This window comes from Streptomyces sp. NPDC107471, from assembly GCF_055582845.1.
Map to the genome: position 1 here is coordinate 17,751 of NZ_JBVJPC010000016.1, position 23,602 is coordinate 41,352.

23 protein-coding genes are annotated in these 23,602 nt (G+C 73.8%); 10 read left to right on the forward strand and 13 right to left on the reverse strand.

Annotated features, from left to right (window positions below; genetic code table 11):
• Nucleotides 1–2: 2 nt before the first annotated feature.
• Entirely contained in the window at nucleotides 3–3,116 is a 3,114-nt protein-coding gene (locus ACZ66S_RS37155) for a sacsin N-terminal ATP-binding-like domain-containing protein (RefSeq protein WP_469905999.1), read from the reverse strand.
• A gap of 219 nt (nucleotides 3,117–3,335) precedes the next feature.
• Nucleotides 3,336–4,262 carry a DUF3027 domain-containing protein gene (locus ACZ66S_RS37160; protein WP_469906000.1) on the reverse strand — a complete coding sequence of 309 codons (927 nt, stop codon included), beginning with the start codon at nucleotides 4,260–4,262 and terminating at the stop codon, nucleotides 3,336–3,338.
• A gap of 426 nt (nucleotides 4,263–4,688) precedes the next feature.
• Between ACZ66S_RS37160 and ACZ66S_RS37165 the strand changes: the two genes are divergently transcribed.
• From ACZ66S_RS37165 to ACZ66S_RS37180, 4 genes are all read left to right on the forward strand, one after another.
• On the forward strand, nucleotides 4,689–6,032 hold the full coding sequence (locus ACZ66S_RS37165) for an MFS transporter (RefSeq protein WP_469906001.1): 1,344 nt from the start codon (nucleotides 4,689–4,691) through the stop codon (nucleotides 6,030–6,032).
• A gap of 62 nt (nucleotides 6,033–6,094) precedes the next feature.
• On the forward strand, nucleotides 6,095–6,598 hold the full coding sequence (locus ACZ66S_RS37170) for a hypothetical protein (protein WP_469906002.1): 504 nt from the start codon (nucleotides 6,095–6,097) through the stop codon (nucleotides 6,596–6,598).
• A 13-nt stretch (nucleotides 6,599–6,611) separates the two neighbouring features.
• Complete coding sequence (locus ACZ66S_RS37175; protein ID WP_469906003.1) at nucleotides 6,612–7,277, forward strand: futalosine hydrolase; 666 nt, start codon at nucleotides 6,612–6,614, stop codon at nucleotides 7,275–7,277.
• Nucleotides 7,267–8,115 (forward strand): 1,4-dihydroxy-6-naphthoate synthase, encoded by an 849-nt coding sequence (locus ACZ66S_RS37180; protein WP_469906004.1) that lies wholly within the window; start codon nucleotides 7,267–7,269, stop codon nucleotides 8,113–8,115. The genes ACZ66S_RS37175 and ACZ66S_RS37180 overlap by 11 nt, the downstream gene beginning before the upstream one ends.
• Here the strand turns inward: ACZ66S_RS37180 and ACZ66S_RS37185 are convergent.
• The gene (locus tag ACZ66S_RS37185) at nucleotides 8,108–8,563 is read right to left on the reverse strand and encodes a hypothetical protein (protein ID WP_469906005.1); all 456 of its coding nucleotides are present in this window, start codon (nucleotides 8,561–8,563) and stop codon (nucleotides 8,108–8,110) included. The two genes, ACZ66S_RS37180 and ACZ66S_RS37185, sit on opposite strands and share 8 nt — an antisense overlap.
• Nucleotides 8,563–8,946: a cold-shock protein gene (locus ACZ66S_RS37190; RefSeq protein ID WP_469906006.1), complete on the reverse strand. Its 384-nt coding sequence runs from the start codon at nucleotides 8,944–8,946 to the stop codon at nucleotides 8,563–8,565. Before ACZ66S_RS37190 ends, ACZ66S_RS37185 begins: the two co-directional genes overlap by 1 nt.
• Before the next feature lie 163 nt (nucleotides 8,947–9,109).
• Here ACZ66S_RS37190 and ACZ66S_RS37195 point away from each other — a divergent pair, with 163 nt between their 5' ends.
• Nucleotides 9,110–9,370 (forward strand): hypothetical protein, encoded by a 261-nt coding sequence (locus tag ACZ66S_RS37195; protein WP_053851154.1) that lies wholly within the window; start codon nucleotides 9,110–9,112, stop codon nucleotides 9,368–9,370.
• On the opposite strand, the gene ACZ66S_RS37200 is transcribed toward ACZ66S_RS37195, so the two are convergent.
• Both ACZ66S_RS37200 and ACZ66S_RS37205 read right to left on the reverse strand, forming a co-directional pair.
• Nucleotides 9,337–9,981 (reverse strand): HAD family hydrolase, encoded by a 645-nt coding sequence (locus ACZ66S_RS37200; protein WP_469906007.1) that lies wholly within the window; start codon nucleotides 9,979–9,981, stop codon nucleotides 9,337–9,339. The two genes, ACZ66S_RS37195 and ACZ66S_RS37200, sit on opposite strands and share 34 nt — an antisense overlap.
• A gap of 52 nt (nucleotides 9,982–10,033) precedes the next feature.
• Nucleotides 10,034–11,074, reverse strand: coding sequence for a hypothetical protein (locus ACZ66S_RS37205; protein ID WP_469906008.1), 1,041 nt, complete (start codon nucleotides 11,072–11,074; stop codon nucleotides 10,034–10,036).
• Between the two features lie 339 nt (nucleotides 11,075–11,413).
• Between ACZ66S_RS37205 and ACZ66S_RS37210 the strand changes: the two genes are divergently transcribed.
• A complete protein-coding gene (locus ACZ66S_RS37210; protein ID WP_469906009.1) occupies nucleotides 11,414–13,933 on the forward strand; it encodes a helicase-associated domain-containing protein in 2,520 nt (839 codons plus the stop codon).
• Between the two features lie 37 nt (nucleotides 13,934–13,970).
• Here ACZ66S_RS37210 and ACZ66S_RS37215 read toward each other — a convergent pair whose 3' ends face one another.
• Nucleotides 13,971–14,492 (reverse strand): hypothetical protein, encoded by a 522-nt coding sequence (locus tag ACZ66S_RS37215; protein WP_469906010.1) that lies wholly within the window; start codon nucleotides 14,490–14,492, stop codon nucleotides 13,971–13,973.
• A gap of 154 nt (nucleotides 14,493–14,646) precedes the next feature.
• Here ACZ66S_RS37215 and ACZ66S_RS37220 point away from each other — a divergent pair, with 154 nt between their 5' ends.
• Nucleotides 14,647–16,293, forward strand: coding sequence for a DNA repair helicase XPB (locus tag ACZ66S_RS37220; protein ID WP_469906011.1), 1,647 nt, complete (start codon nucleotides 14,647–14,649; stop codon nucleotides 16,291–16,293).
• Between the two features lie 12 nt (nucleotides 16,294–16,305).
• On the opposite strand, the gene ACZ66S_RS37225 is transcribed toward ACZ66S_RS37220, so the two are convergent.
• Both ACZ66S_RS37225 and ACZ66S_RS37230 read right to left on the reverse strand, forming a co-directional pair.
• Nucleotides 16,306–16,677 carry a hypothetical protein gene (locus tag ACZ66S_RS37225; protein ID WP_469906012.1) on the reverse strand — a complete coding sequence of 124 codons (372 nt, stop codon included), beginning with the start codon at nucleotides 16,675–16,677 and terminating at the stop codon, nucleotides 16,306–16,308.
• Between the two features lie 72 nt (nucleotides 16,678–16,749).
• Nucleotides 16,750–16,932 (reverse strand): hypothetical protein, encoded by a 183-nt coding sequence (locus ACZ66S_RS37230; RefSeq protein ID WP_179200241.1) that lies wholly within the window; start codon nucleotides 16,930–16,932, stop codon nucleotides 16,750–16,752.
• Nucleotides 16,933–17,300: 368 nt separating this feature from the next.
• On the opposite strand from ACZ66S_RS37230, the gene ACZ66S_RS37235 reads away from it, so the two are divergent.
• Complete coding sequence (locus ACZ66S_RS37235; protein WP_469906158.1) at nucleotides 17,301–19,268, forward strand: HelD family protein; 1,968 nt, start codon at nucleotides 17,301–17,303, stop codon at nucleotides 19,266–19,268.
• 376 nt (nucleotides 19,269–19,644) lie between these two features.
• Here ACZ66S_RS37235 and ACZ66S_RS37240 read toward each other — a convergent pair whose 3' ends face one another.
• Nucleotides 19,645–20,346 (reverse strand): copper homeostasis protein CutC, encoded by a 702-nt coding sequence (locus ACZ66S_RS37240; RefSeq protein WP_469906013.1) that lies wholly within the window; start codon nucleotides 20,344–20,346, stop codon nucleotides 19,645–19,647.
• 89 nt (nucleotides 20,347–20,435) lie between these two features.
• Nucleotides 20,436–21,101, reverse strand: coding sequence for a maleylpyruvate isomerase family mycothiol-dependent enzyme (locus ACZ66S_RS37245; protein WP_469906014.1), 666 nt, complete (start codon nucleotides 21,099–21,101; stop codon nucleotides 20,436–20,438).
• Nucleotides 21,102–21,143: 42 nt separating this feature from the next.
• Between ACZ66S_RS37245 and ACZ66S_RS37250 the strand changes: the two genes are divergently transcribed.
• Both ACZ66S_RS37250 and ACZ66S_RS37255 read left to right on the forward strand, forming a co-directional pair.
• A complete protein-coding gene (locus ACZ66S_RS37250; RefSeq protein ID WP_469906015.1) occupies nucleotides 21,144–21,785 on the forward strand; it encodes an HD domain-containing protein in 642 nt (213 codons plus the stop codon).
• Nucleotides 21,786–21,811: 26 nt separating this feature from the next.
• Entirely contained in the window at nucleotides 21,812–22,915 is a 1,104-nt protein-coding gene (locus ACZ66S_RS37255) for a GNAT family N-acetyltransferase (RefSeq protein WP_469906016.1), read from the forward strand.
• Here the strand turns inward: ACZ66S_RS37255 and ACZ66S_RS37260 are convergent.
• Together ACZ66S_RS37260 and ACZ66S_RS37265 are read right to left on the reverse strand one after the other, a co-directional pair.
• Nucleotides 22,912–23,172, reverse strand: a complete 261-nt coding sequence (locus tag ACZ66S_RS37260) for a DUF4031 domain-containing protein (RefSeq protein ID WP_469906017.1) — start codon at nucleotides 23,170–23,172, stop codon at nucleotides 22,912–22,914. The two genes, ACZ66S_RS37255 and ACZ66S_RS37260, sit on opposite strands and share 4 nt — an antisense overlap.
• Nucleotides 23,169–23,552, reverse strand: coding sequence for a hypothetical protein (locus ACZ66S_RS37265; RefSeq protein WP_469906018.1), 384 nt, complete (start codon nucleotides 23,550–23,552; stop codon nucleotides 23,169–23,171). The genes ACZ66S_RS37260 and ACZ66S_RS37265 overlap by 4 nt, the downstream gene beginning before the upstream one ends.
• Between the last annotated feature and the right edge of the window lie 50 nt (nucleotides 23,553–23,602).

The window sequence follows — 23,602 nt, forward strand, 5'->3', positions numbered from 1 at the left end:
GGTCAGTCGAACCAGCGGTCCCTCGCCAGTTCCTCCGTGCGGGTCGGGTCCTCCAGGAGGGCTGCCACCTCGAAGCGGCGGGGCCACTGGCCCGCTGCCCAGGCGAGGCCCGCGGCGACGCCCTCCAGGGTGGCGGCGTGCAGGACGCCGTCGTTGGTCAGGCGCCAGTCGATCTCCACGCCGTCGACGACGAGTTCCTCGTGCTCGACGTACGTGGCGGGGGTGCTCGCGCCCAGCAGGATCCGTACCGGCTCCGGCACGTCGTGCTCCGTGCCCTCGGAGTCCACCGAACCCGTCACCGACTCGCTCAGGCGGCGGACCTGGAAGAGCTCGGCCAGCTCCCCCGCCCGCGAGGGCCGTACGGGGAGCAGGGGGACGCCCTGGGTGAAGGGCAGCAGGTCCGGCGAGTCGACGACCACCGCGTCGGCCGCGTCCACGACCTCGACCCGGCCGTCCGTCACCGCCCGCAGCTCGTCGGGCAGGGTGACCTGCTCGGGGTCCAGGTCGGCCAAGGCCGTGTACAGGGCGTGCAGTTGAGCGCCGCTGACCGTCCGCGAGGGGTCGGCCAGGCGGTCCAGGAGTTCCGCCGCCCCGCCCGGCTCCGCCAGCAGCGCGGCCACCGACGTCCTGACACCCAGCGCCCGCAGCACCTGCTCGTCGTCGAACCCGGTCGCGTCCGCCTCGTCGTACAGGCCGCGCAGCAGCGGGTCCCCGCCCGCCGCCAGCAGACCGGCGGGGCGACGGCCGTCGAGCACCGGGTTCCCGCGCAACCACCAGGCGGTGTACGGCCGTACGACCTCGTGCGTGCCGTCCGGCAGGAGGATGCGCACCTGCTGGGTGAGGGCGTCCCGCAGCGGCGGCCGGGCCAGCAGGGCGAGCGCCTCGGGCCACTTGTCCTCGTCGACCAGGTCCAGGTCCCGCACGGCGATCAGCTCGGTGGCGACCGGCGGTACGGGCGTGTCGGGGAAGCGGTCGAGGATGTCCTCGCACCACACGTCGACCGCGTCGAGGAGCCCGGCGTCGTCCGGTTCGGCGAAGTCGCCCTCGCGCGGCTCCAGTTCGTCCGGGTCCAGGACGACGTCCGTGGCCCGGACCAGGGCGAAGCCGGCGAGCACCCCGCACGCGGCGAGGGGCTGCTCGCCCCACTTCCCGGCCAGCTCTGCGTCCACGAAGGCGAGTTCGTCCTCGCGCATCACCCGGGCGAACGGACTGCCGGGCAGGACGAGTTCACCGGCGGGGACCAGCTCCCCCTCCTCGTCGGGCAGGGCGAGCGCGCCCAGCCACGGCTCGTCACCGGGTTCGAGCCCCGCGTCCCGCACCAACCCCAGCACGGTGTCGGCGAGTTCCTCCGCGTCCGGGGTGTCCTCCTCCCAGCTCATGCCCCCGTCGTCGTCCAGGGAGGCGGCCACGGCCGCCCGCACCTGGGGCGTGGTGAGCACCGCGCGCGGGGTCGCCGGCAACGCGCCAAGCTTCTCCAGGAGCGGGTGGGCGGCGTCCGGGTGGGCGACCTTGAGGCCGAGCCGGGTGAGGACGCCGGGGTCGATCAGGGGCCCGTCCGACGTGGGCAGCAGCACCTGCCGGGGCCCGATCGTCGTACGTCCGTCGGCGAGCGGCACCGGAAGGCCGGAGAGCCGGTCGGGGTCGACGCCCGCGAGGCTGTCGTAGAGCCGCTGCCACCACTCCGGTTCCTTCTCCAGGCCCGCCAGCCGGTCGATCGCGTCGGTCAGCGGGACCCGGGCGACGCCCAGCGTGCGCAGCTCCACCCGGCGTTCGAGCCCGGCGGGCAGCAGGGTGGGCAGCACCTCGGCGAGCACCCGTACGGTGTCGGCGCCGGCGCCCTCGACGACCTCGGCCTCGCGCGGGCGCAGCACCTCGGGAAGGTCGTCGGTGGGTTCGAGCGCGGGCGGCAGGAAGGCGGTCCGCGGGAGGCGTTCCAGGATCGCCTGCCGCAGCGCCCCGTCCAGCTCGCCCTTGCCCAGCGGGCCGGGCACCAGCGCGATGATCCCCTCGCTGACCGGCCGCCAGCCGGCGAGGAGTTCGGTGTACACGTCCGCCGCGCGCTGTACGAGGAAGTCGGTGAGCGGGCCGGGGGCCGCGTGCCGGCGGGTGGTGTCCAGCGGGAAGGACGCGATGAGCAGCGCGGGGACGCCGAGCGGTTCGTCGCTGGGCGTCGGGGCGTGCACGACGGGGCTGGTGCGGGGGTGGGCCGGGGTGCCGTCGGGATCGGCGGGCACGGCCCAGGTGAGCGACCAGTGCGGCCGCAGCCGTTCCTCGACGGGTCGGCCGGTGAGGAGCTCGGGGGTGAGGGGGCCGTGCGCCGAGGCGGTACGCCACCGGGTCGTGCCGTCCCGCGAGTCCTCCACGACGGTGAGGCCGTCCTCGGTGCGGCGGCTGATCGTGCGGGTGGTGTCGGCGGTCTCGACGACGACCTCCTCAAGGCCGGGCAGGGCGAGGAGGAGGGCGTCGTCGACGGCGTCCAGGAGACGCTCGGCTAGGTCGGTGGCGGCGGTGTCGCGCAGCGGGAGGATGACGACGGTGTCGTAGGGGTCGGGCGCGCTGCCCTCGGCCGCGAACGGGAGCCGCAGCAGTGGGACATGGCCGTCGCGGCGGCGGATCTCGTCGCCGAGGCCCGGGCTGTGGCGGGCGGTCTCGGCGGCGTGGTCGCGGGCCTCGGCGAGGGACCAGCGGACCCCGCCGTGGCGGCCGACGACGGCGGGCTCGTCGGTGACGGCGAGCACGGCGGCGAAGCCGACGCCGAAGCGGCCGACCGAGCCGTCCGTCTGGTCACGCTTGGCGGAGGCGCGCAGGGTGGAGAGCGACTCGACGCCGGCCGCGTCCAGCGGGGCGCCGGTGTTGGCGGCGAACAGGACGCCCTCGCGCAGGGTGAGCCGCAGCCGTCCCGGCACACCGGCCCGGGCCGCGGCGTCGGCGGCGTTCTGCGCGAGCTCGACGACGAGCCGGTCCCGGTACCCGCCGAGGACGAGGTCCTCCTCGGCGTTGGCGTCCTCCCGGAACCGGGCGGGGCTGGTCGCCCAGGCGTCCAGCACCCCTCGCCGGAGCCGGGCGGTCCCGAACGGGTCGGCACCCTCGGCAGCGGGCCGCACGAACTTGCTCACGTTGACTCTCCTCATCGGCGTGACGACGAAGGTACCGCGAGGCGAGGGGGCCGTAACTCGGGACAACGGCCTGCCCAGCGTCCGCGGCACCGGACCTCGTCCTGGAGCTCTCGGAGAGGAAGCCGGGAACGTAGGCGCCGGCACTCCGCTGCCACCGGACGCGAGGACCTGCGCTCCGGTGGCACGGGGGTGCCTGGCCGTACCGGGCGAGCCGCCTCGTTAGGAGTGCCCCAGCTCCGCCGCGGCCTCGTCCGCGGTCTCCGGCACCGAACCGGAGTCCCTGGCCGGGCGCAGCGGGAAGGGGTCGACCCGGGTCTCGTCGATCACCGGCGGGGCCGGCTGCGGGGGCTTCGGCATGACCGCCGCCTCCGAGTGGCCGCCGCAGCCGTACGCCAGCGACACCACCCTGCCGTCCGCCGGGGCGAACTCGTTGGCGCACAGTCCGAAGGCCTGGCCCAGGGAGCCGCCGAGCGGGACCAGGAAGCCGCAGCTCACGCAGGGGGCCGGGGCGGCCTGGGCCATCGGGGTCTTGGCGCCGAACGACTCCTCCCAGCGGTCGGCGGCGACATGGAGGCCGTAGCGGGACAGGACGCGGGCCCGGCGCATGCCCAGTTCCTCGGCGACCGCGGCGATCGAGCCGCGGCTCGGGGCGACCGGGAGGTTCGACGGGGTGCCCGCGGTGAGCTCCGCGTCCTCCGCCTCGACCAGCTCGGCCATCTCCTCGGAGACCGGCGCGCTCGGCAGCGGTTCGTCCTCGCCGGTGTAGCCGGGCTCCAGGCGCAGGTCCTCGGCGTCGGTGGGGAGCAGGTCGCCGGGGCCCATGTCGCCGGGGCGCAGGCGTTCGCTCCACGGCACCCACTCGGGGGCCAGCAGCGCGTCCGGGCCGGGGAGCAGGACGACCTCGTCCAGTGTGACGATCTTCGCGCGGGAGGCGCGCGCCACGGTCACGGCCCAGCGCCAGCCCCGGTAGCCGAGTTCCTTGCACTCGAAGAAGTGCGTGACGACACGGTCGCCCTCGGAGACCAGGCCCGCGTGCTCACCCACCACCCCGGGCGCGGCGGCCTCCTCGGCGGCGGCGCGGGCGAGGTCGACGGCCTCGGCGCACAGGCGGTCGGGGGTGCGGCTTCGCGTTGTCGCTGCGCTCACAGGTATCGCTTCTCTCCTACGCCGTCACTCGGGTGCGCCGGCCTGAAGGCGGTGGGTGCGGACGGAGCGGACCGGAGGACCGCGTCGACGTCCGCGCCCGATCGCGCTCGGGCGCACCTGCTCCCATCCATTCTGCGGGATGTCAGAGAGGCGCGCGGCCGAGAACGTTCGCCACGGCGCGCTACGCACGCTACCTGTTCGCCGCCGCTCGGCCTACACCGACGTGATGGTTCGTTGCCTCCGGTGGACCTGCGAGGGGCTTCCGGAGGGCTTCCCGTGCACCCGCGACGGGCTTCGTGCGGCACTTCATATGCGTTCATACGCGCGGTAACCGCACTACTCACAGCTTTCTCGGGGCACTATGACGGGGTGGCAGCCACGAGGACACCCCAGGGAGCCACCGGAGTCGGTGGCGGTTCGGGCCGGATGACAGGGTCCGTACGTGCCGTCGGCCGTGCCCTGCACTTCCCGTTCACCGGTACGGCCCGCGGCATCCGCAAGGCGACCCACGCGCACGGGGCGGGCGAGTCCGGCCTCGGCAAGCTGATCGAACTGCACGCGGTCAACGGCGCGGGCGACGTGATGATCACCGTCGCCCTCGCCTCCACGGTGTTCTTCTCGGTGCCGACCGACGAGGCGCGCGGGCGCGTCGCCCTGTACCTCGCCATCACCATGGCGCCCTTCACGGTCCTCGCGCCCGTGATCGGCCCCCTCCTCGACCGCCTCCCGCACGGCCGCCGAGCCGCCATGGCGGGCGCCATGCTCGCCCGGGCGATGCTCGCGCTGATCATCGCCGGTGCGGTCGCCACGGGCAGCCTGGAGCTGTATCCGGCGGCCCTCGGCGTACTGGTGGCCTCGAAGGCGTACGGCGTCGTCAGAAGCGCGGTCGTGCCCCGGCTGCTCCCGCCCCGCTTCTCCCTCGTCAAGGCGAACTCCCGCGTCACCCTGGGCGGCCTCCTCGCGACCGGCATCGCGGCACCCGTCGGCGCGGGGCTCCAGGCCATCGGACCGCGCTGGCCGCTCTACGGCGCCTTTGTGATCTTCATCGCGGGCACGTTCCTGTCGTTCTCGCTGCCGCCGAAGGTCGACTCGGCCAAGGGCGAGGACGTGGCGCTGCTCGCCGCCGACGAGGAGCATCTGCACGGACCGCACCTCAAGCCGGTCAAGCGGCCGGGGCTGCGCACGGTCGGCACCGCCGTCACCCACGCCCTGGGCGCGAACGCGGCCCTGCGCTGGCTCTCCGGGTTCCTCACCTTCTTCCTCGCCTTCCTGCTGCGCGAGCATCCGCTGACCGGCGAGAGCGCGGCGGTCTCGCTGGGCCTGGTGGCGGTGTCGGCGGGCGCGGGCAACGCCCTCGGCACGGCGGTCGGCGCCTGGCTCAGGTCGCGGGCGCCGGAGATCATCATCCTGACGGTGGTGGCGTTCGTGCTGGGCGCGGCGATCACGGCGGCGATCTTCTTCGGCGCGTTCCTGGTGGCGTGCCTCGCCGCGGTCGCCGGGTTCGCGCAGGCCCTGTCGAAGCTGTCGCTGGACGCGCTGATCCAGCGGGACGTGCCCGAACTGGTCCGCACCTCGGCGTTCGCCCGCTCCGAGACGCTGCTCCAGGTGTCGTGGGTGTTCGGCGGCGCGGTCGGCATCGTGATGCCGCTCAACGGCTATCTGGGCCTGTCGGTGGCCGCCGCGGTCGTCGCCGCGGGCTGGCTGGCCACCGCGCGGGGGCTGCTGAGCTCGGCCCGGCACGGCGGCTCGGCCAAGGCGCGAGTGGCGTAACGAACAGGGCTCGCCGCACCCCGCATAAAGGGACTGCCGTACCCGCCCGATAGCCTTCCGCCATGACCACGCTGCAATCCGATGTGCGACGCCGCCGCGCCGTCGCCGCCGCCGGCCTCGTTTCCGCCGGACTGCTCGTCCTGTCGGCCTGCGACAAGCCGACGCCGCGCGTCACCGTCACGGTCGGTTCGACCTCGGTGAGCTCCGAGGCCGTCTGCTACGACGACGGCAACGACCTCGGCAAGGCGAAGGCCGCCAAGTGCGCCCTGGAGAAGTCGGACGTCAAGACGATCAAGGTCAAGCAGAGCGAGACCCTGCGCGTCGGCGTCGACCCCGAGGTCGCCGACACCGGCTGGGCGCTGTGGATCAACGGCCAGCAGATGACGTACGCCTACAAGAAGACGTACTACGCCTTCGACGGTGTCGACCTGTTCGCCCAGCAGCAGGGTCAGGCCCCGCAGAAGACGCTGTACATCAGCATCGTCGAGCAGGACAAGCAGTCCTCCGGCGAGAGCAAGGCGTTCAAGGGCGTCTGGAACTTCAAGCTGGAGAACTCCGACTACTGATCCGCTGCTTCCGATGCGCATCCTCGTGGCCACCGCGGTCCCGGTCGAACGGGACGCGGTGGCGCGTGCGTTCACGGGCCCGGCGCCGGCCGTCGACGTCCTGGCCGTGGGGGTCGGCCCCGCTCTCGCCGCCGCCGCCACCGCCACCGCGCTCACCCGGGCCGCGCTGGCGGGTTCCCCCTACGGCCTCGTGGTCTCCGCCGGGATCGGCGGCGGCTTCCTGCCGCACGCGCCGGTCGGCTCGCTCGTCGTCGCCGACGAGATCACCGCGGCCGACCTCGGGGCGGAGACCGCCGAGGGGTTCGTGCCGGTGACCGAGCTGGGGTTCGGCGCCGTCACCCACCGTCCGCCCGCGGCTCTCGTACGGGCCGCGACGACCGCGACCGGGGGACGCGCCGGAGCCGTGCTCACCGTCTCCACGGTGACCGGTACGGCCGCCCGCGCGGACGCCCTGCGCGAACGCCACCCTACCGCCCTCGCCGAGGCCATGGAGGGCTTCGGGGTCGCCGAGGCGGCCGGGACGCACGGGGTGCCGGTGCTGGAGATCCGTGCCGTGTCCAACCCGGTCGGCCCGCGCGACCGGGCCGCCTGGCGCATCGGCGACGCACTCGCGGCCCTGACCGAGGGGTTCGGGAAGCTGACGCCCGTACTGGAGAGTTGGAGACACCATGACGACTGAGCCGCTGCAGATCGCGTACTCCCCCTGCCCGAACGACACGTTCGTCTTCGACGCCCTCGCGCACGGCCGGGTGCCGGGGGCGCCCGCGCTGGACGTGACCTTCGCCGACATCGACGTCACCAACGGGATGGCGGAGCGCGGCGAGTTCGACGTGCTGAAGGTGTCGTACGCCGTGCTGCCGTACGTCCTCGACGCGTACACGCTGCTGCCGTGCGGGGGCGCGCTGGGGCGGGGGTGCGGGCCGCTGGTGCTGACGCGGGAGGCCGGTGTGGACCTGACCGGCCGTACGGTCGCCGTGCCGTCCGAGAAGTCGACGGCGTACCTGCTGTTCCGGCTGTGGGCGGCGGACGTGGTGCCGGGCGGGGTCGGGGAGATCGTGGTGCTGCCGTTCCACGAGATCATGCCGGCCGTGCGGGACGGGAAGGTCGACGCGGGGCTGGTGATCCACGAGGCGCGTTTCACGTACCGGAACTACGGTCTGCACAAGCTCGCGGACATGGGCGAGCACTGGGAGTCGACGACCGGGCTGCCGATTCCGCTGGGGGCGATCATCGCGAAGCGCTCGCTGGGGGAAGAGCGACTGACACAGCTCGCCGAGTCCATCCGTACGTCCGTGCGGGCCGCTTGGGACGCGCCCGAGGTTTCCCGGCCTTATGTCATGGAGCATGCGCAGGAGATGGATCCCGCGGTCGCCGATCAGCACATTGGTCTGTACGTCAACGAGTTCACCGCGGACCTCGGCGAGGACGGATATGCGGCGATTCGGGGTCTGTTGACCCGGGCGGCCGCGGAAGGCCTTGTGCCGGCATTGCGGCCCGACGCGTTGTCGTTTATCTGACGCCCTTTGCGGCGCTCGGCCATTGGGCCAGTTTCAACATTCCGAGCACCCGGTGGATGAGGAAGCCCGCCAGCGGGAGTTCCACGCACACCGCCAATGCCGCCGCGCCCCAGACGTCCGGGGTGCCCAGGGCCAGCGACACGTCGAACCACGCGTCGCAGACCAGCAGGGCACCCGTCGACACGGCCGCCACCACGACTCCCCGGTGGCGGCGCCAGCCGAGCAGGGCCGTGGCGGCCATCGCGAGCAGCAGCAGGACGTCGAAGCCGACCCAGGTGGTGCGCCACTGACGGACCGTGTAGCCGCTGGGCAGCGTGCAGGCCAGCAGGATCGTCCACGGGACGAGGCCGATGGCGCACACGGTCAGCAGTTCCAGGGTGTGGCGCCGCTGCCGCCGGAGGTGCTCCGGCAGGTGCGCGGACGGCGCCTCGGCCCGTGCCTCGGCCACTACACGTCGAGCTGGTCGGCGACCGCCCGCAGCAGACCTGCGATCTTCTTTCCGGCGGCCTTGTCGGGGTAGCGGCCCCGCTCCAGCATCGGTGTGATGTTCTCCAGGAGGGTCGTCAGGTCCTGGACGATGGAGGCGAGTTCGTCCGGCTTCCTGCGCGTCGCCGCCGCGACCGAGGGGGTCGGGTCCAGGATGGCCACCGAGAGGGCCTGGTCACCGCGCTGACCCGCGACCACTCCGAACTCCACCCGCTGCCCGGGCTTCAGCGTCTCGACTCCGGCGGGGAGGACCGAGGAATGGACGAAGACGTCACCGCCGTCGTCGCGGGAGAGAAAGCCGAAGCCCTTCTCGCTGTTGAACCACTTGACCTTGCCGGTAGGCACGTCTGTCCTCGTCCTCGTACTCGTCGGAAAACTGCTTCTGAAACGGCTCTTGATAGCACTGGGGCGGGTCGTCGGGACCCGCCGGTACCAAGGCTAATGGTCTTCAGGCCGGTGACAAGACGTCGCCCGGTTGTTCCTTCGCGCAGGGAACTACCCTGGTCCGGTGCGTGACAAAACCCAAACGAATTCCGCCGCTCCCGGTGACCGACTGATCCGTGCCGGAGCCATCGTGTTCTTCATCGGCGCGGTGGCCACTCTGGTCACCGTGGCCCCGTTCCTGCTCGGAACGACGCCTTTTCCGACGTACATGTTCGGATTGAGCATGCTCATGGCCGTCGGTTTCGTGGTGGCCGGTGCGGGCGTGCTGCAATCCGTCGCGGCGGGAAGGCGTCAGGCGCGAGCCGGAACACCGTCCGCGCGGTAGTCCGAAAACCACCCCGGGAACTCGGTGAGAGCACCGAGGACGACATCGGCTCCGGCCTCGGTCAGTTCCTCGGCGCTGCACGGGCCGGTGGTCACCGCGACCGAGAGGGCCTCGGCGATCCGCGCCCCGCGCACATCGCCGACGTGGTCCCCGACGTACACGCTCGCGCCGTGCTCGCGCAGGGCCTCGCCCTTGCCCTCGGCCCACAGGTTGCCGATCACCGCGTCGGGCTCCAGGCCCAGGTGCTCCATGTGCAGCTTGGCGTTGGGCTCCCACTTCGCGGTCACGACGACGGCCCGCCCACCGGCCGCCTGTACGGCGTGTATGGCCTCGCGGGCGCCGGGCATCGCCAGCGTGCCGGTGATGGCGTACGACGGGTACAGCTCGCGGTAGAGGTCCGCCATGGCCGCGATCCGCTCCGCCGGGAACCAGTGCGCCATCTCCTCCTGCAACGGCGGCCCGAGCCGTGTCACCACCAGGTCGGCGTCGACGTACGTCCCGGTCCGCTCGGCCAGCTCCACCCAGCAGGCGCGGATGCCGGGGCGGGAGTCGACGAGCGTCATGTCGAGGTCGAAACCGACGGTGGGGGCGGAGGTGCTTGTAGAGGCCATATGAGCCATTGTGCCCAAGCCGCGGGGCCGTCGGACAACGATTTCCGGCGCCCTAGCGGCGCCGCTGGGAGCGCCAGACCAGGAACAGCGCCGAGGCCACGGCCGCTCCCCGCACGACCCACGGCCAGGTCTCGGCGACCGCGTCGTTCATGTGCCCCTCGGCGATCGGCTCGCCCCAGCGGCCCTCGGTACGGCCCCACAGCCAGACGATCCCGGCGGTGAGCGCGAGGCTCGGCAGGAACACGACGGCCCATTTGGTCTCGGCGTCGGTCAGCCGGCGCGAGGCCCACGCGATGAGCCAGCCGACGACCAGGACGATCAGGTTGCCGAGCACGGCCCCGGCGACGAGGAGGGCGGCGGCCAGCAGGAGAAGGGGGTTGCTCCAGCTCCCGGGACCGGAGAACCGGCGGCGGGCCGGGGCGGCCTCGACGACCGGCCCGGCGGCCTTCGCCGCCGCCCCGCGCTTCCACCAGGCCGCCCGGGGCTTCACCACCGGCACGGGCGCCGTCTGCTCCGCGGCGGGCGCGGGCTCCGGCTTCTTCTCCTCCTTGGGCGGCGGGGGCTTCAGCAGCTCCGGGATCTCCACTCCGCCCACGAACCCCGGCACGCTGTCCCCGACGCCGAAGGGGCTGCTGTCCACCCGCCACCAGTCGGGCTGCGCCGCACTGTCGCCGAGCTCGTCGAGACCGGCCTGGTGCGGCCCGCGGGACGTGTCCCGGTCGACGGCGGGGGCCGGCTGCGGCGGGGTGTCGGGGCGCGGCCGGGGGACGACCTTGCGCAGGCCCCTGGGCCGGTCGCTCTCCTCCGTGTCCCGGTCCCGCTGCACGGGCATGGCGACGACGGGCGCCTGCGGGGCGCTGTCCGCCGTGCCCCCGGCCGCGGTGACCACCTCGTCCGGGCTGCCCAGCCTGGCGATGATCCGGCGGACGGCGGCGGGCGAGTCCACGGTGACCTTGGCCCGGCGCCGGTCGATCTCGTTGCGCAGTTCCGAGACGAGCCGCATACGGGTGGACGACGGCAACTGCCGCTGCTGCGCGACGTCGCCGACGCGGCTCAGATACTCGTAGACGACCTGGTCGCTCTCGATACCCACGAAGTCCCCTCCGGGGCGGGTGCGTTGGATACCCCGTGGGACGACGTTAGCGCAGGCGGCCGCCGACCGGACGGGCCCCGGCGCGGAGTAAGGACGGCCGCGCGGGCACGGCGTACGTTCTCAGGTGCCGGCCGTCCGGTCCGCGGGTGCCTCGACCGCGGCGAGGCTGCCCAGCAGGGCGAGCACCTGTTCCGACGGGCAGCCCGGCTCGGCCCGGCACCGGCCGACGACCTGGGCCGCACGGCCGGCGGACTGGTCCTGTCCGTCCCGTGGAACTGACCGGCGCCGAGGCGGTCACGCGGCGCCTGCCCCGTGCCGCCACCCGCTACCGTTGGTCGGATGAGCAACCCGGCCGTACCGCCGCGCTCCCTCGCGGAAGCGCTCCGGGCCAGGGACGACAACTCCCTGGCCGCGCTTCTGCGTGCCCGCCCCGACCTGATCACGCCCGTCCCCACGGACCTCACCCAGCTCGCCACCCGGGCCGGGACGCGGGCGTCGGTGGTGCGGGCGCTGGAGCGGCTGGACCGTTTCGCGCTCCAGACGGCGGAGGCCCTGGCGGTGGCGGCGGACCCGGCACCCTACGGCGAGCTGCTGGCGCTGCTGACCGGCGACGGCGGCGACCCGGCCGTCTCCGCGGCCCTCCCACGCGCCCTCGGCACCCTGCGCGAGCAGGCCCTGGTGTGGGGCGACGACGACCGGCTGCGGCTGGTCCGCACCGCCCGCGAGCTGCTCGCGCCCTCGCCGCAGCACCCGTCGCCGACCGGGCTCGGGCCGACCGTGCAGGAGGCCACGGCGGGGATGTCGCCGGGCCGCATCCAGGACATCGTCACGGCGGCGGGGCTCGGCTCGACCCACGACGCGGTCTCCGCGGTGGCCTCGCTGACGGCCCTGTTCACCGACCGGAAGCGGATGTCCGCGCTGCTGGCCGGGCTCCCGGAGGAGTCGCGGGAGGTGCTCTCGCGGCTGGTCTGGGGCCCGCCCTACGGCCAGGTCACCGCCGACCCGGCGGCCCATCTGCGCCGCCTGCTGGACCTGGGGCTGCTGGTGCCGACGGCGCCCGGGACGGTCGTACTGCCCCGGGAGGTGGCCCTGCACCTGCGCGGGGGCCGGGCGCACCGGGAGGTGGAGCCGCTGCCGCCGGGCGTGGAGCCCGCGGCGACCCACCGTCCACAGGTTGTGGACGCCACGGCGGCCGGGCAGGCGTACACCGCGCTCGCGACCGTCGAGGAGCTGCTGAAGGACTGGGACGAGGGCGGGCCCGCGGTGCTGCGGGCGGGCGGCCTGAGCGTCCGCGACCTCAAGCGCACGGCCGTCGCCCTGGACGTGGCCGAACCGGTCGCCGCGTTCTGGGTCGAGCTGGCGTACGCGGCGGGCCTGCTGGCCTCCGACGGCGAGGCCGACGAGCGGTACGCGGCGACCCCGGCCCACGACGAGTGGCTGGAGCAGCCCCCGGCGCGGCGCTGGACCCGCCTGGCGGAGGCGTGGCTGACGGCGACCCGGGTGTCCGGGCTGGTGGGCGGCCGGGACGCGAAGGACCGCACGCTGTCGACGCTGGGCCCGGGACTCGACCGCAGCGCGGCGCCCGAGGTACGGCACCGGGTGCTGACGCTGCTCGCGGGGCTGCCGGAAGGGGCGTCGCCGTCGAGGGAGTCGGTGCTGGCCCGGCTGCGCTGGGAGCGTCCGCTGCGCGGGCCGCAGCGCGAGGACGACCTGCGGTCGCGGCTCGCCGAGTGGACACTCGCGGAGGCCGAGCTGCTGGGCGTGACGGGACGGGGATCGCTGTCGGGACACGGGCGGGCCCTGCTCGGCGCGACCGCGCCGAGGACACCGGCCGCGGTGCCGGAGGGCCCCGGCGACAAGCTCCCCGTGCACCACCGCCCCGTGGTCGCCGAACCCCTCTCCCCCGCCGAGCAGGCCACCGCGTCCGCCGCGGCCGCCCGGCTGCTCGCGCCGCTGCTGCCCGAGCCACTGGACCACGTCCTGCTCCAGGCCGACCTGACGGCGGTCGCCCCCGGCCCCCTGCAGCGGTCGCTGGCCGAGGTCCTCGACGTCCTGGCCGACGTGGAGTCCAAGGGCGGGGCGACGGTCTACCGCTTCACCCCCGGCTCGGTCCGCCGGGCCCTGGACGCCGGCCAGTCCGCCTCCGACCTGCACGCCTTCCTCGCCGCGCACGCGCGCACGCCGGTGCCGCAGCCGCTGACGTACCTGATCGACGACGTGGCCCGCAGACACGGCCACCTCAGGGTGGGCGCGGCCTCGGCGTACGTCCGCTGCGACGACGACGCCCTGCTGAACGAGATCCTCGCCGACAAGCGCGCCGCGGGCCTGCGCCTGCGCCGCCTGGCCCCGACGGTGCTGGCCGCGCAGGCCGACCCGGCGTCCCTGCTGGAGGGCCTGCGCGCGATGGGCTTCGCCCCGGCCGCCGAGTCCGCGGAGGGTGACGTCCTGATCACCCGCGCGCACGCCCACCGCACCCCGCCACGCACGGCCCCCGAACCCGTCCCGGACGGCCCGCCGGTCCCCGACGCGACCCTCCTGTCGGCCGCGATCCGGGCCATCCGGGCCGGTGACCTGGCCTCGACGACCCCCCGCAGACAGGGCGACCAGGCCCTGCCCGCCACCGGGGAGCTCCCCCGCACCGGTTCCGCCGAGACCCTCGCCACCATGCAGGCCGCCGTCCTGACCGGCGAGGCCCTGTGGATCGGCTACGTCAACGCCGAGGGCGCCGCCAGCCAGCGCGTCATCGCCCCCATCCGCGTCGAGGGCGGCTTCGTGACGGCCTACGACCACACAGCGGACGAGGTCCGCACCTACCCCCTGCACCGGGTGACCGGCGTGGCGGAACTGGCGGAGGACTAGGGCCTGTCAGGCCAAGTGGGTCCTGGACCGGACCCCGTCAGCACTCCGCCAAGGGTGCGTCGGTCGGTAGGCCGAAGTGGGTTCTGGCCGCGGACTCCAAGGGGGCGGCGGCCGCGCCCGTGTCGTGGCCGAAGCGGCTCGTCAGCCACTCCGGGCCGCCCGTGCCCTCGGGCGGCTCCTCCTGGGACACCACGACGTAGTCGCCGTCGGCCTCCCGTCGCAGCCGCAGCACCTGCGGGACCTCGGCGCCGCTGCACTCCACCAGGTGTCCCGCGCGCACCCCGTACTCCAGGCACAGCGCGCTGACGCCGGCCCGCACGAGGCCGTCCCGCTCGTCGAGGTCCACCGCCTCCGCCCGGCAGAACCACCGCGCCCCGAGCCCGGGCTCGCTCTCCCCGTACCCCGCGCCCCGCGACTGGTCGACGAGCCGCGCCTCGATGGCCGGCCGCACCTGGTTCCACAGCCGTGGGTCGGCGTCCGACGGCCAGCGGGCCCACGCCCCCGTCGCCACCAGCACCACGACCGCGCCCCCGCCGACGGCCCATCTGCCCGCAGACATCCCCATGTGTCCTCCCCAGACCGCTCCCGCCAGTCAAGACAGCCGAGCGGGGGCCGGGGTTGCACCACGAGGGACCCCGACCGCCACGGCCTCCCTTGATCGTCCCTGGTTGAGGCACACTGGACGTTTGGCCCGTGCGGAAGGATGCATGTACGTGAACGGTCCTCTCATCGTCCAGTCCGACAAGACCCTGCTGCTCGAGGTCGACCACGAGCAGGCCGACGAGTGCCGTCGGGCCATCGCGCCGTTCGCCGAGCTGGAGCGGGCGCCCGAGCACATCCACACCTACCGGGTGACCCCGCTGGGGCTGTGGAACGCGCGCGCGGCCGGGCACGACGCCGAGCAGGTGGTCGACGCCCTGGTGCAGTACAGCCGGTACCCGGTGCCGCACGCCCTGCTCGTCGACGTCGCCGAGACGATGGACCGGTACGGGCGGCTCACGCTCAGCAAGCACCCCGCTCACGGACTCGTGCTCACCACCACCGACCGGCCGGTGCTGGAGGAGATCCTGCGCTCGAAGCGGATCATCCCGCTGGTCGGGGCGCGACTCGACCCGGACACCGTGGCCGTGCACCCCTCCGAGCGCGGACAGATCAAGCAGACGCTGCTGAAGCTGGGCTGGCCCGCCGAGGACCTCGCGGGGTACGTCGACGGCGAGGCGCACCCGATCGAGCTGGCCGAGGACGGCTGGGCGCTCAGGCCCTACCAGAAGCAGGCCGTGGAGAACTTCTGGCACGGCGGCAGCGGGGTCGTGGTGCTCCCCTGCGGCGCGGGCAAGACCCTGGTCGGCGCCGGGGCCATGGCGCAGGCCAAGTCGACCACGCTGATCCTCGTCACCAACACCGTCTCCGCCCGGCAGTGGAAGCACGAGCTGGTGAAGCGGACCTCGCTGACGGAGGAGGAGATCGGCGAGTACAGCGGGACGAAGAAGGAGATCCGGCCCGTCACCATCGCCACCTACCAGGTGCTCACCACCCGGCGGAAGGGCGTCTACCCGCACCTGGAGCTCTTCGACTCCCGGGACTGGGGGCTCATCCTCTACGACGAGGTGCACCTGCTGCCCGCGCCCGTCTTCAAGTTCACCGCCGACCTCCAGGCCCGGCGCAGGCTCGGGCTGACCGCGACCCTGGTGCGGGAGGACGGACGGGAGTCGGACGTCTTCTCGCTGATCGGACCCAAGCGGTTCGACGCGCCGTGGAAGGAGATCGAGGCGCAGGGGTACATCGCGCCGGCCGACTGTGTCGAGGTGCGGGTGAACCTGACCGACTCGGAGCGGCTCGCCTACGCCACCGCCGAGCAGGAGGAGAAGTACCGCTTCTGCGCCACGACCGCGACCAAGCGGAAGGTCACGGAGGCACTCGTCAGGCGTTTCGCGGGCCAGCAGATCCTGGTGATCGGCCAGTACATCGACCAGCTCGACGAACTCGGTGAGCATCTGAACGCCCCCGTCATCAAGGGCGAGACGACCAACGCCCAGCGCGAGAAGCTCTTCGACGCCTTCCGGGAGGGCGAGATCAGCGTGCTGGTGGTGTCGAAGGTGGCGAACTTCTCCATCGACCTGCCGGAGGCGACCGTCGCCATCCAGGTCTCGGGGACCTTCGGCTCCCGGCAGGAGGAGGCGCAGCGGCTCGGGCGGGTGCTGCGCCCGAAGGCGGACGGCCACCAGGCGCACTTCTACTCGGTGGTCGCCCGCGACACCATCGACCAGGACTTCGCCGCGCACCGCCAGCGCTTCCTGGCGGAGCAGGGGTACGCCTACCGGATCGTGGACGCGGACGAGCTGCTGGCGGACGGGGCCTGAGGACCGGGTCGCCTACGGCATCACCAGCGTGAGGACCAGCGCGAGGACGGTCGCCGGCGGCAGCACCGCGAGCAGGGCCAGCCAGGCGCGCGGGGCGGACCAGCGGCGCTTCCAGGGCAGGGCCCAGGAGGCGACGAAGGCGGGCAGGGTGACCAGGCCCCCGAACTCCAGGATCGCGTAGATCGCGGTCAGGGACGTCATCAGGGCCCGCGGGCAGTCGTCGGGGCCGCAGGAGTCGGTGGCCATCGCGGACAGGCCGCCGAACAGCAGGGCGAGCGGGCCGAGGACGACCAGCAGGACGGTCGCGACGAGCGGGGCCACCCAGGCGTGGCGGTCCTGGTCGCGGTCGGGAAGGGCCGGTGCGGTCGCTGTCGCTGTCGTCATACCGCCGAGTGAACCGCCGCGGAGGGCGGCCGGACATCGGCTCGGGTACTCATCCCGGGCCGTGCGCCGTACTCAGCGGCGGCGGACGCCGGCCTCCTCGCCGTACTCGCCGAGTATGACGACGTCGAAGGCGGCACCGGCGAAGACGCGGACCGCCCGCAGGGCGTTGCCCAGACGGTGGGTGCTGTGGATACCGGAGACGGGGGTCGCCCCGGACGGGCGACCGGGGGCTGGGGTGAAGGTCGCTGCGCTCATGCCTCCATAGTGGCTTTCGAGGCATAAGGAGGGCATCGGTCCCAGGTATCCCTTTCTTGTGCTACCTGAGTACGGCCTGGGGTGGAGCCTCCCCTGACCGAGGGAGGGGTGGGCCCCCGGTGGTCCCCTAGGGGACGGAAAAACGGTTGGCGTCCTGGCGTGGGCCTGGCCTAAGCTCTCCGCTCTTGCCCGCCTCCCTCACGGAGTGCCGCCGTCCGGACGGAAACCGGTCGGCATCCCACCACGCGGCCCGCAGCACCTTCGGAGGCACCCCCTTGTCCAGGCCGTCCACTCCCGTGCCCGCAGACGACGATCCCCTCGCCCGCGAACGCTCCCACCTCGCCGGTTCCCGTGCCGCGCTGCGCGCCATGCGCGAGGACGTCGAGTCGCTGGACATCAAGGACGTCACCGCGAACTGGGTCAACGCCGAGGTCCTGGCCCGTCAGATCGACGACCGGATCAAGGCGCTGGCGGACCTCAGCGACACCCCGCTGTTCTTCGGGCGCCTCGACTACCTGCACTCCCCCGGCGCCGACCGGGCCGAGGGCGCGGACGGGGAGCGCTTCTACATCGGGCGCCGGCACGTGCACGACCACGACGGCGACCCGATGGTGATCGACTGGCGGGCGCCGGTCTCGCAGCCGTTCTACCGGGCGTCCAAGAAGGACCCGATGGACGTGGGGCTGCGCCGCCGCTTCGGGTACACCCGCGGGGACATCACGGCGTACGAGGACGAGCACCTCTCCGACCCGGCCGAGGCGGCCACCACCAGCAAGTTGCTCCAGCAGGAGATCGAGCGGCCGCGTGTCGGACCGATGCGCGACATCGTGGCGACGATCCAGCCCGAGCAGGACGAGATCGTACGGTCCGGGCTCGGCGGCACGGTCTGTGTGCAGGGAGGTCCGGGGACCGGGAAGACCGCCGTCGGCCTGCACCGGGTCGCCTACCTGCTCTACGCCCACCGCGAGCGGCTCGCCCGCACCGGCACGCTCGTCATCGGACCGAACCGCTCCTTCCTGCACTACATCGAGCAGGTGCTGCCCGCACTGGGTGAGTTGACGGTGCGGCAGGCCACGGTCGACGACCTGGTGGCGCACGTGGAGGTGCGCGGCACCGACGAGGCGCCCGCCGCCGTCCTCAAGGGCGACGCACGCATGGCGGAGGTGCTCAGGCGGGCCGTGTACGCCCACGTGACCATGCCGACCGAGCCGGTGATGGTGGTGCGCGGCTCGCGCAGGTGGCGGGTCCCGGCGTACGAGATCGAGGAGATCGTGCGGGAGCTGCTGGACCGGGGCATCCGGTACGGCGCCGCCCGCGAGGCCCTGCCGCAGCGCATCGCGCACGCCGTGCTGGTGCAGATGGAGCGGTCCGGGGAGGCGCCGGACGACCGGGTGCAGGACGCGGTGGCCCGCAATGCGGCGGTGAAGGCGGCGGTGAAGGCGATCTGGCCGCCGGTGGATCCGGCGAAGCTGGTGCTGCGGCTGCTGACGGACGCGGACTTCCTCGCGGAGCACGCGGACGGCATCCTCTCCGAGGAGGAGCGGAAGACGATCCTGTGGGCGAAGCCGGTGCGGTCGGTGAAGTCGGCCAAGTGGTCGGCCGCGGACGCGGTGCTGATCGACGAGGCGACGGACCTCGTGCAGCGCACGCACTCGCTCGGGCATGTGGTGCTCGACGAGGCGCAGGACCTCTCCCCCATGCAGTACCGCGCGGTCGGCCGCCGCTGCTCGACCGGTTCGGCGACCGTCCTCGGCGACCTCGCGCAGGGCACCACGCCGTGGGCGACGCGGAGTTGGGACGAGGCGCTGGCCCACCTCGGCAAGTCGGACGGTGTGATCGAGGAGCTGACGGCCGGTTTCCGCGTGCCGACGGACGTCATCACGTACGCCTCCCGGTTGTTGCCGCACATCGCGCCCGGTCTCACGCCGGTCGCGTCGGTCCGTGAGAACCCGGGCTTCTTCGACCTGCGCGAGACCTCCGGTACGGCCGAAGTGGTCGCCGCGTGCGAGGAGTTGCTGCGCCACGAGGGCTCGACCGGTCTGATCGCGGCGGACGCCCGGGTCCCGGTCCTCGCGAAGGCGCTGACGGCGGCGGGGATCCCGTACCTCGCCCCCGGCGAGGAGACCACCGCCGAGACCCGTCTGACCCTGGTCCCGGCGTCCCTCGCCAAGGGCCTGGAGTACGACTACGTCGTCCTGGACGAGCCGCAGGCGGTGGTCGACGGCGAACCGGACGAACGCACGGGACTGCGCCGCCTGTACGTGTCACTGACCCGAGCGGTGTCGGGCCTGATCGTGACGCACACGGCCCCTCTGCCGGCGGCGCTCGCCGGGTAGCGCGGGGGTTGCGCACGGCTCCGCCGATGTGCTGCGCCCACTGTCGGTCTGCGGGTGCGCGCGGGCTGCGCGCCGCCCCGCCGATGTGCCGCGCCCACGATCCCGGCCCGCGGGTGCGCGCGGGCTGCGCGCCGCCCCGCCGATGTGCCGCGCCACGATCCCGGCCCGCGGGTGCGAGGGGGTTGCTCGCGCAGTTCCCCGCGCCCCTGGGGCGTTCGGCTCACCCCCGGTCCGGAGGCCGCTGGGACCGGCCGCCCCCGCGCCGCCCCGCCGATGTGCCGCGCCCACGATCCCGGCCCGCGGGTGCGCGGGGGTTGCTCGCGCAGTTCCCCGCGCCCCTGAGGCGCTCGGCCGGAGGCCGCCGGGACCGGGTTCGTTACCCCAGGTCCACAGCTCGTCGCCACTCGCTGACCGCGGCCGCCGATACCGGCTCCTCCCAGCCGCCCGGGCGGGCCGCGCCGCCGATGTGGAAGGCGTCGATGCCGGCCGCGCGCAGGTTCGGCACGTGTTCCAGGCGGAGGCCGCCGCCCACGAGGAGTTGTTGGCCGTAGCCCGGTTCGCTCGTCCTCGACGCCTCCGTGAGGAGCACCGGCAGGCCCTCGTCGACGCCCGTCGCGGAGCCCGCCGTGAGGTAGGTGTCTAGGCCGGGCAGGTCGGCCAACTGCTTGCGCAGGGCGTCGCGGTCCGAGGCGTGGTCGATCGCCCGGTGGAAGGTCCAGCGGCAGCCGTCCAGCTCCTGGGCGACCCGCTCCACGGCTGCCAGATCCACCTCACCGGCCGTGTCCAGGAAGCCGAGCACGAACTCCTCGGCCCCGGCCTCCCGCATCTCCCCGGCGATCCCGACCAGCCGGCCGACGTCGTGGGCGTCGCCCGCCCCGAACCCGTCCGACAGCCGGAGCATCACCCGCAGCGCGATGTCCACGGCGCCCCGGATCGCGGTGACCGTCGAGACCGTCGGCGTCAGACCGTCCGCCGCCATGTCGGTCACCAGTTCCAGCCGGTCCGCGCCTCCGGCCTGGGCGGCGACCGCGTCCTCGACGTCGAGGGCGATCACCTCCAGGACTGCACGCTTGCTCATGGGACCCCATTCGTCGACGGTCTCGGGCGGCTACAGGTCTAGTCCAATTCAACAATACGCCGCCATGGGGTCCCCCTCACCGGCGCGTCTCAGCCGAAGATGTTCAGCTCCTTCTGCTCCACCCCCGCGAGCTCGTACGTCCGCCCCTCCACCGGACGCCCCGAGTACAGCCGTACGAGGGTCGCCGCGTCCCCGATGTAGCGGGCCGGCGTGCGGTCGCCGGCCGTGTCGCCCAGCCGGAGCGGCTCGTCCAGGTCGTCCAGATCGGCGTGCAGGGGCAGATGGCCACGCTCCCGGGTCGTACGGGCGAGGAGGCGCAGCGCGTCGGGCAGCCCGGCGCCGCCGTACGCGCCCGCCACCCCGAACACCTCCCGCACGTCCCCCGCGTGCACCCACTCCCCGAGCGCCACGAGGTCGAGCACCCCGCCCGCCGCGGCGATCACCGGGCCCGCCTCCGTCATCCCGCGCTCCAGCTCGTCGACGACCTGCTGGTTCGTCCAGTCCGCGCGCTCGGCGATGTCCCGGTCGTTCGACTCGGGCGAGAAGACCCCCTTCTCGAAGCGGCCCTCGACGACCCGCATCAGCGCGGCCGAGCAGTGCGCCAGCACATCGCGCACGCTCCACCCCGGACACGCCCGCGTGGGCAGCGCGAAGTCGGTGTCCGGGCGGGCGCGCAGGAGAGGGATCAGGGCGTCGCGTTCGGTGGTCAGGAGGCGTCCGGGGAGCTCGGGGTCGCGTACGTCGTCAGCAGTCATGCGGACAACGTGCCAGGGGACGGGCAGGGGGACAATGAGGCCATGGCCGATCTCGACGACCTCCGCGACCGTTTCGCCCGTGCCCTGGAGAGCGCGCGGGCCGGCGACGGCCCCGACCCGGCGCCGTACGCCGACAACCTCCTCGACCGCTGGCGGGAGCCGCAGCGGCGCTACCACACGCTGTCCCACCTGACGGCGGTCCTCGACCACGTCGACGTCCTGGCGGAGTACGCGGACCGGCCTGACCTGGTGCGTCTCGCGGCATGGTTCCACGACGCCGTCTACCTCCCGGACCGCTCGGAGAACGAGGAACGCTCCGCCCGCCTCGCCGAACGCGCCCTCGCCGAGGCCGGGCTCCCGGCCGACGGGACGGCCGAGGTCGCCCGGCTCGTCCGCCTCACCACCACCCACGCCCCCGCCGACGACGACCGCGACGGCCAGGTCCTGTGCGACGCCGACCTCGCGATCCTCGCCGCCCCGCCCTCCGCGTACGCCGCCTACACGGCCGCCGTCCGCGAGGAGTACGGCTTCGTGCCGACCGACGCCTTCCGGGAGGGCCGGTCGGCGGTCCTGCGGCAACTGCTCGACCTGCCGCGACTGTTCAGGACGCCGTACGGGGCACGGGAATGGGAGGCCACGGCCCGCTACAACCTTGCCTCGGAGCTGGAAATGCTGTCGCTCTGAGGCGCCTCGCGGCTTAGCCTGCCCGCATGGCAGACATGGGCGCGGAACAGGTGACGGAGGCCGTCGCGGACGCGGTGGCGGTCCTGCGGAAGGCGGTGGACCGGGACTGGTCCGGGGTACCGGCCGGCCGGCTGGAGTGGAGCTGTCTGCAGACGGCCGAGCACGTCGCGGGCGATCTCATCGCGTACGCGGGGCAGTTGGCGGGCCGGGCACAGGAGGCGTACGTCCCCTTCGAGATCGCCCTGGACGAGGGCACCGGCGCCGAGGGCGCCCTCCAGGTGATCGAGACGGCCGGCGTCCTGTTCGCCGCGACCCTGCGCACCACCCCGCGCGAGGTCCGCGCCTTCCACCCGTACCCCTTCCGCAGCGCGAACCGCGTGGGCTTCGCCGCGATGGGCGTCGCCGAGGTGCTGCTGCACACGTACGACATCGCCGAGGGCCTGGGCCTGGCCTACGAGCCGCCCGCCCGGCTCCCCGAGTACGTCCTGACCCGGATCTTCCCGGAGGTCCAGCCGGGCCCCGATCCCTGGCGCACCCTGCTGTGGGCCACCGGCCGCGGCGAGCTGCCCGGCCGTGCCCCGCGCACCGGGCGGCGCTGGAGCAACAACCTCGTCCTGCCCACCGAGCGCCTGACCCTCCAGGGCGTCACGCCCGCCTCCGCCGCCGAACTGGCCGCGGGCGGCGACGGCGACTTCGAGTGGGTCGAGGACGGCCCCTTCGACGGCACCCGCGAGGCCGCCGGCATGACGATCAAGGCGTACGAGGCGGGCGTCCACCGCCCGGAGTTCGGCCTCTTCGTCCTCGTACGGCGGGAGGACGGCCGGGCGATCGGCGGCATGGGCTTCCACGGCGCCCCCGACGAGGACGGCCGCGCGGAGGTCGGCTACGACCTGGCCGAGAGCGCCCGCGGCCGGGGCTACGCCACGGAGGCCCTGCGCGCCCTGAGCGACTGGGCCCTGGCCCGCGACGACGTCCGCAGCCTCTGCGCCACGATCGAGCCCGACAACGCCGCCTCCCAACGCGTGATCGCCCGCGCCGGCTACGCCCGCGCGACGGTCGAGGAGGAGCAGGCGTACGGCGAGAAGGAGACGGGCCTGCGCCTGTACGTCCTTCCCGGCGGGGCCGGTTAGCGGCGCTTGCGTCGGCGCAGTCCCGCCCCCGTGAGCAACCGCACCACCTCGCGGCTGCTCACCTCCACCGCGCCCGCCGCGACCACGTCGGCGTAGCGGTGGGCGGGGATGTCGTAGTGGTCGCGTTCGAAGGCCCGGGGAGGGACTCCCAACTCCTGGGCGAACAGGTGCAGTTCGTCGTAGGAGACGTCGCTGATCAGGTGGGACCACATGCGGCCGTGGCCCGGCCAGGTGGGTGGGTCGACGTAGACGGTCACGAGGAGGGGGTCCCGCCCGTCGCGGTGCCGAGGGAGCCGAGGGCCGCGACCTTCACGCCCGCCTTGTGGCACACCCAGTGCGGGTCGGGGCCCAGTTCCGGCTCGACCTCCAGAGCGTGCGGGTCGCCGGAGCCGCACACCGGGCACAGGGGCCAGCGGCCGTGGCGTTCCAGCAGCGCGTCCTGCACGTCCTGGGCGACCAGGCCCGCGACGAACTCCGCGCCCTTCGGCCACTGCTCCACCCACCAGCGGCGCTGTACGACGGAGTCCTCGACCATCGACACCACGTCCGCGGCGGCGACCTCGCCCGCGGCCAGGTCGGCGAGCACGAGGGCGCGTGCGGTGTGCAGGGTCTGCTCAAGTGGACCGATGGACTCCATGGAGCCATTGTGCGGGCTCTTGACCACGGGTCGGAGCCGAAAATATCTTT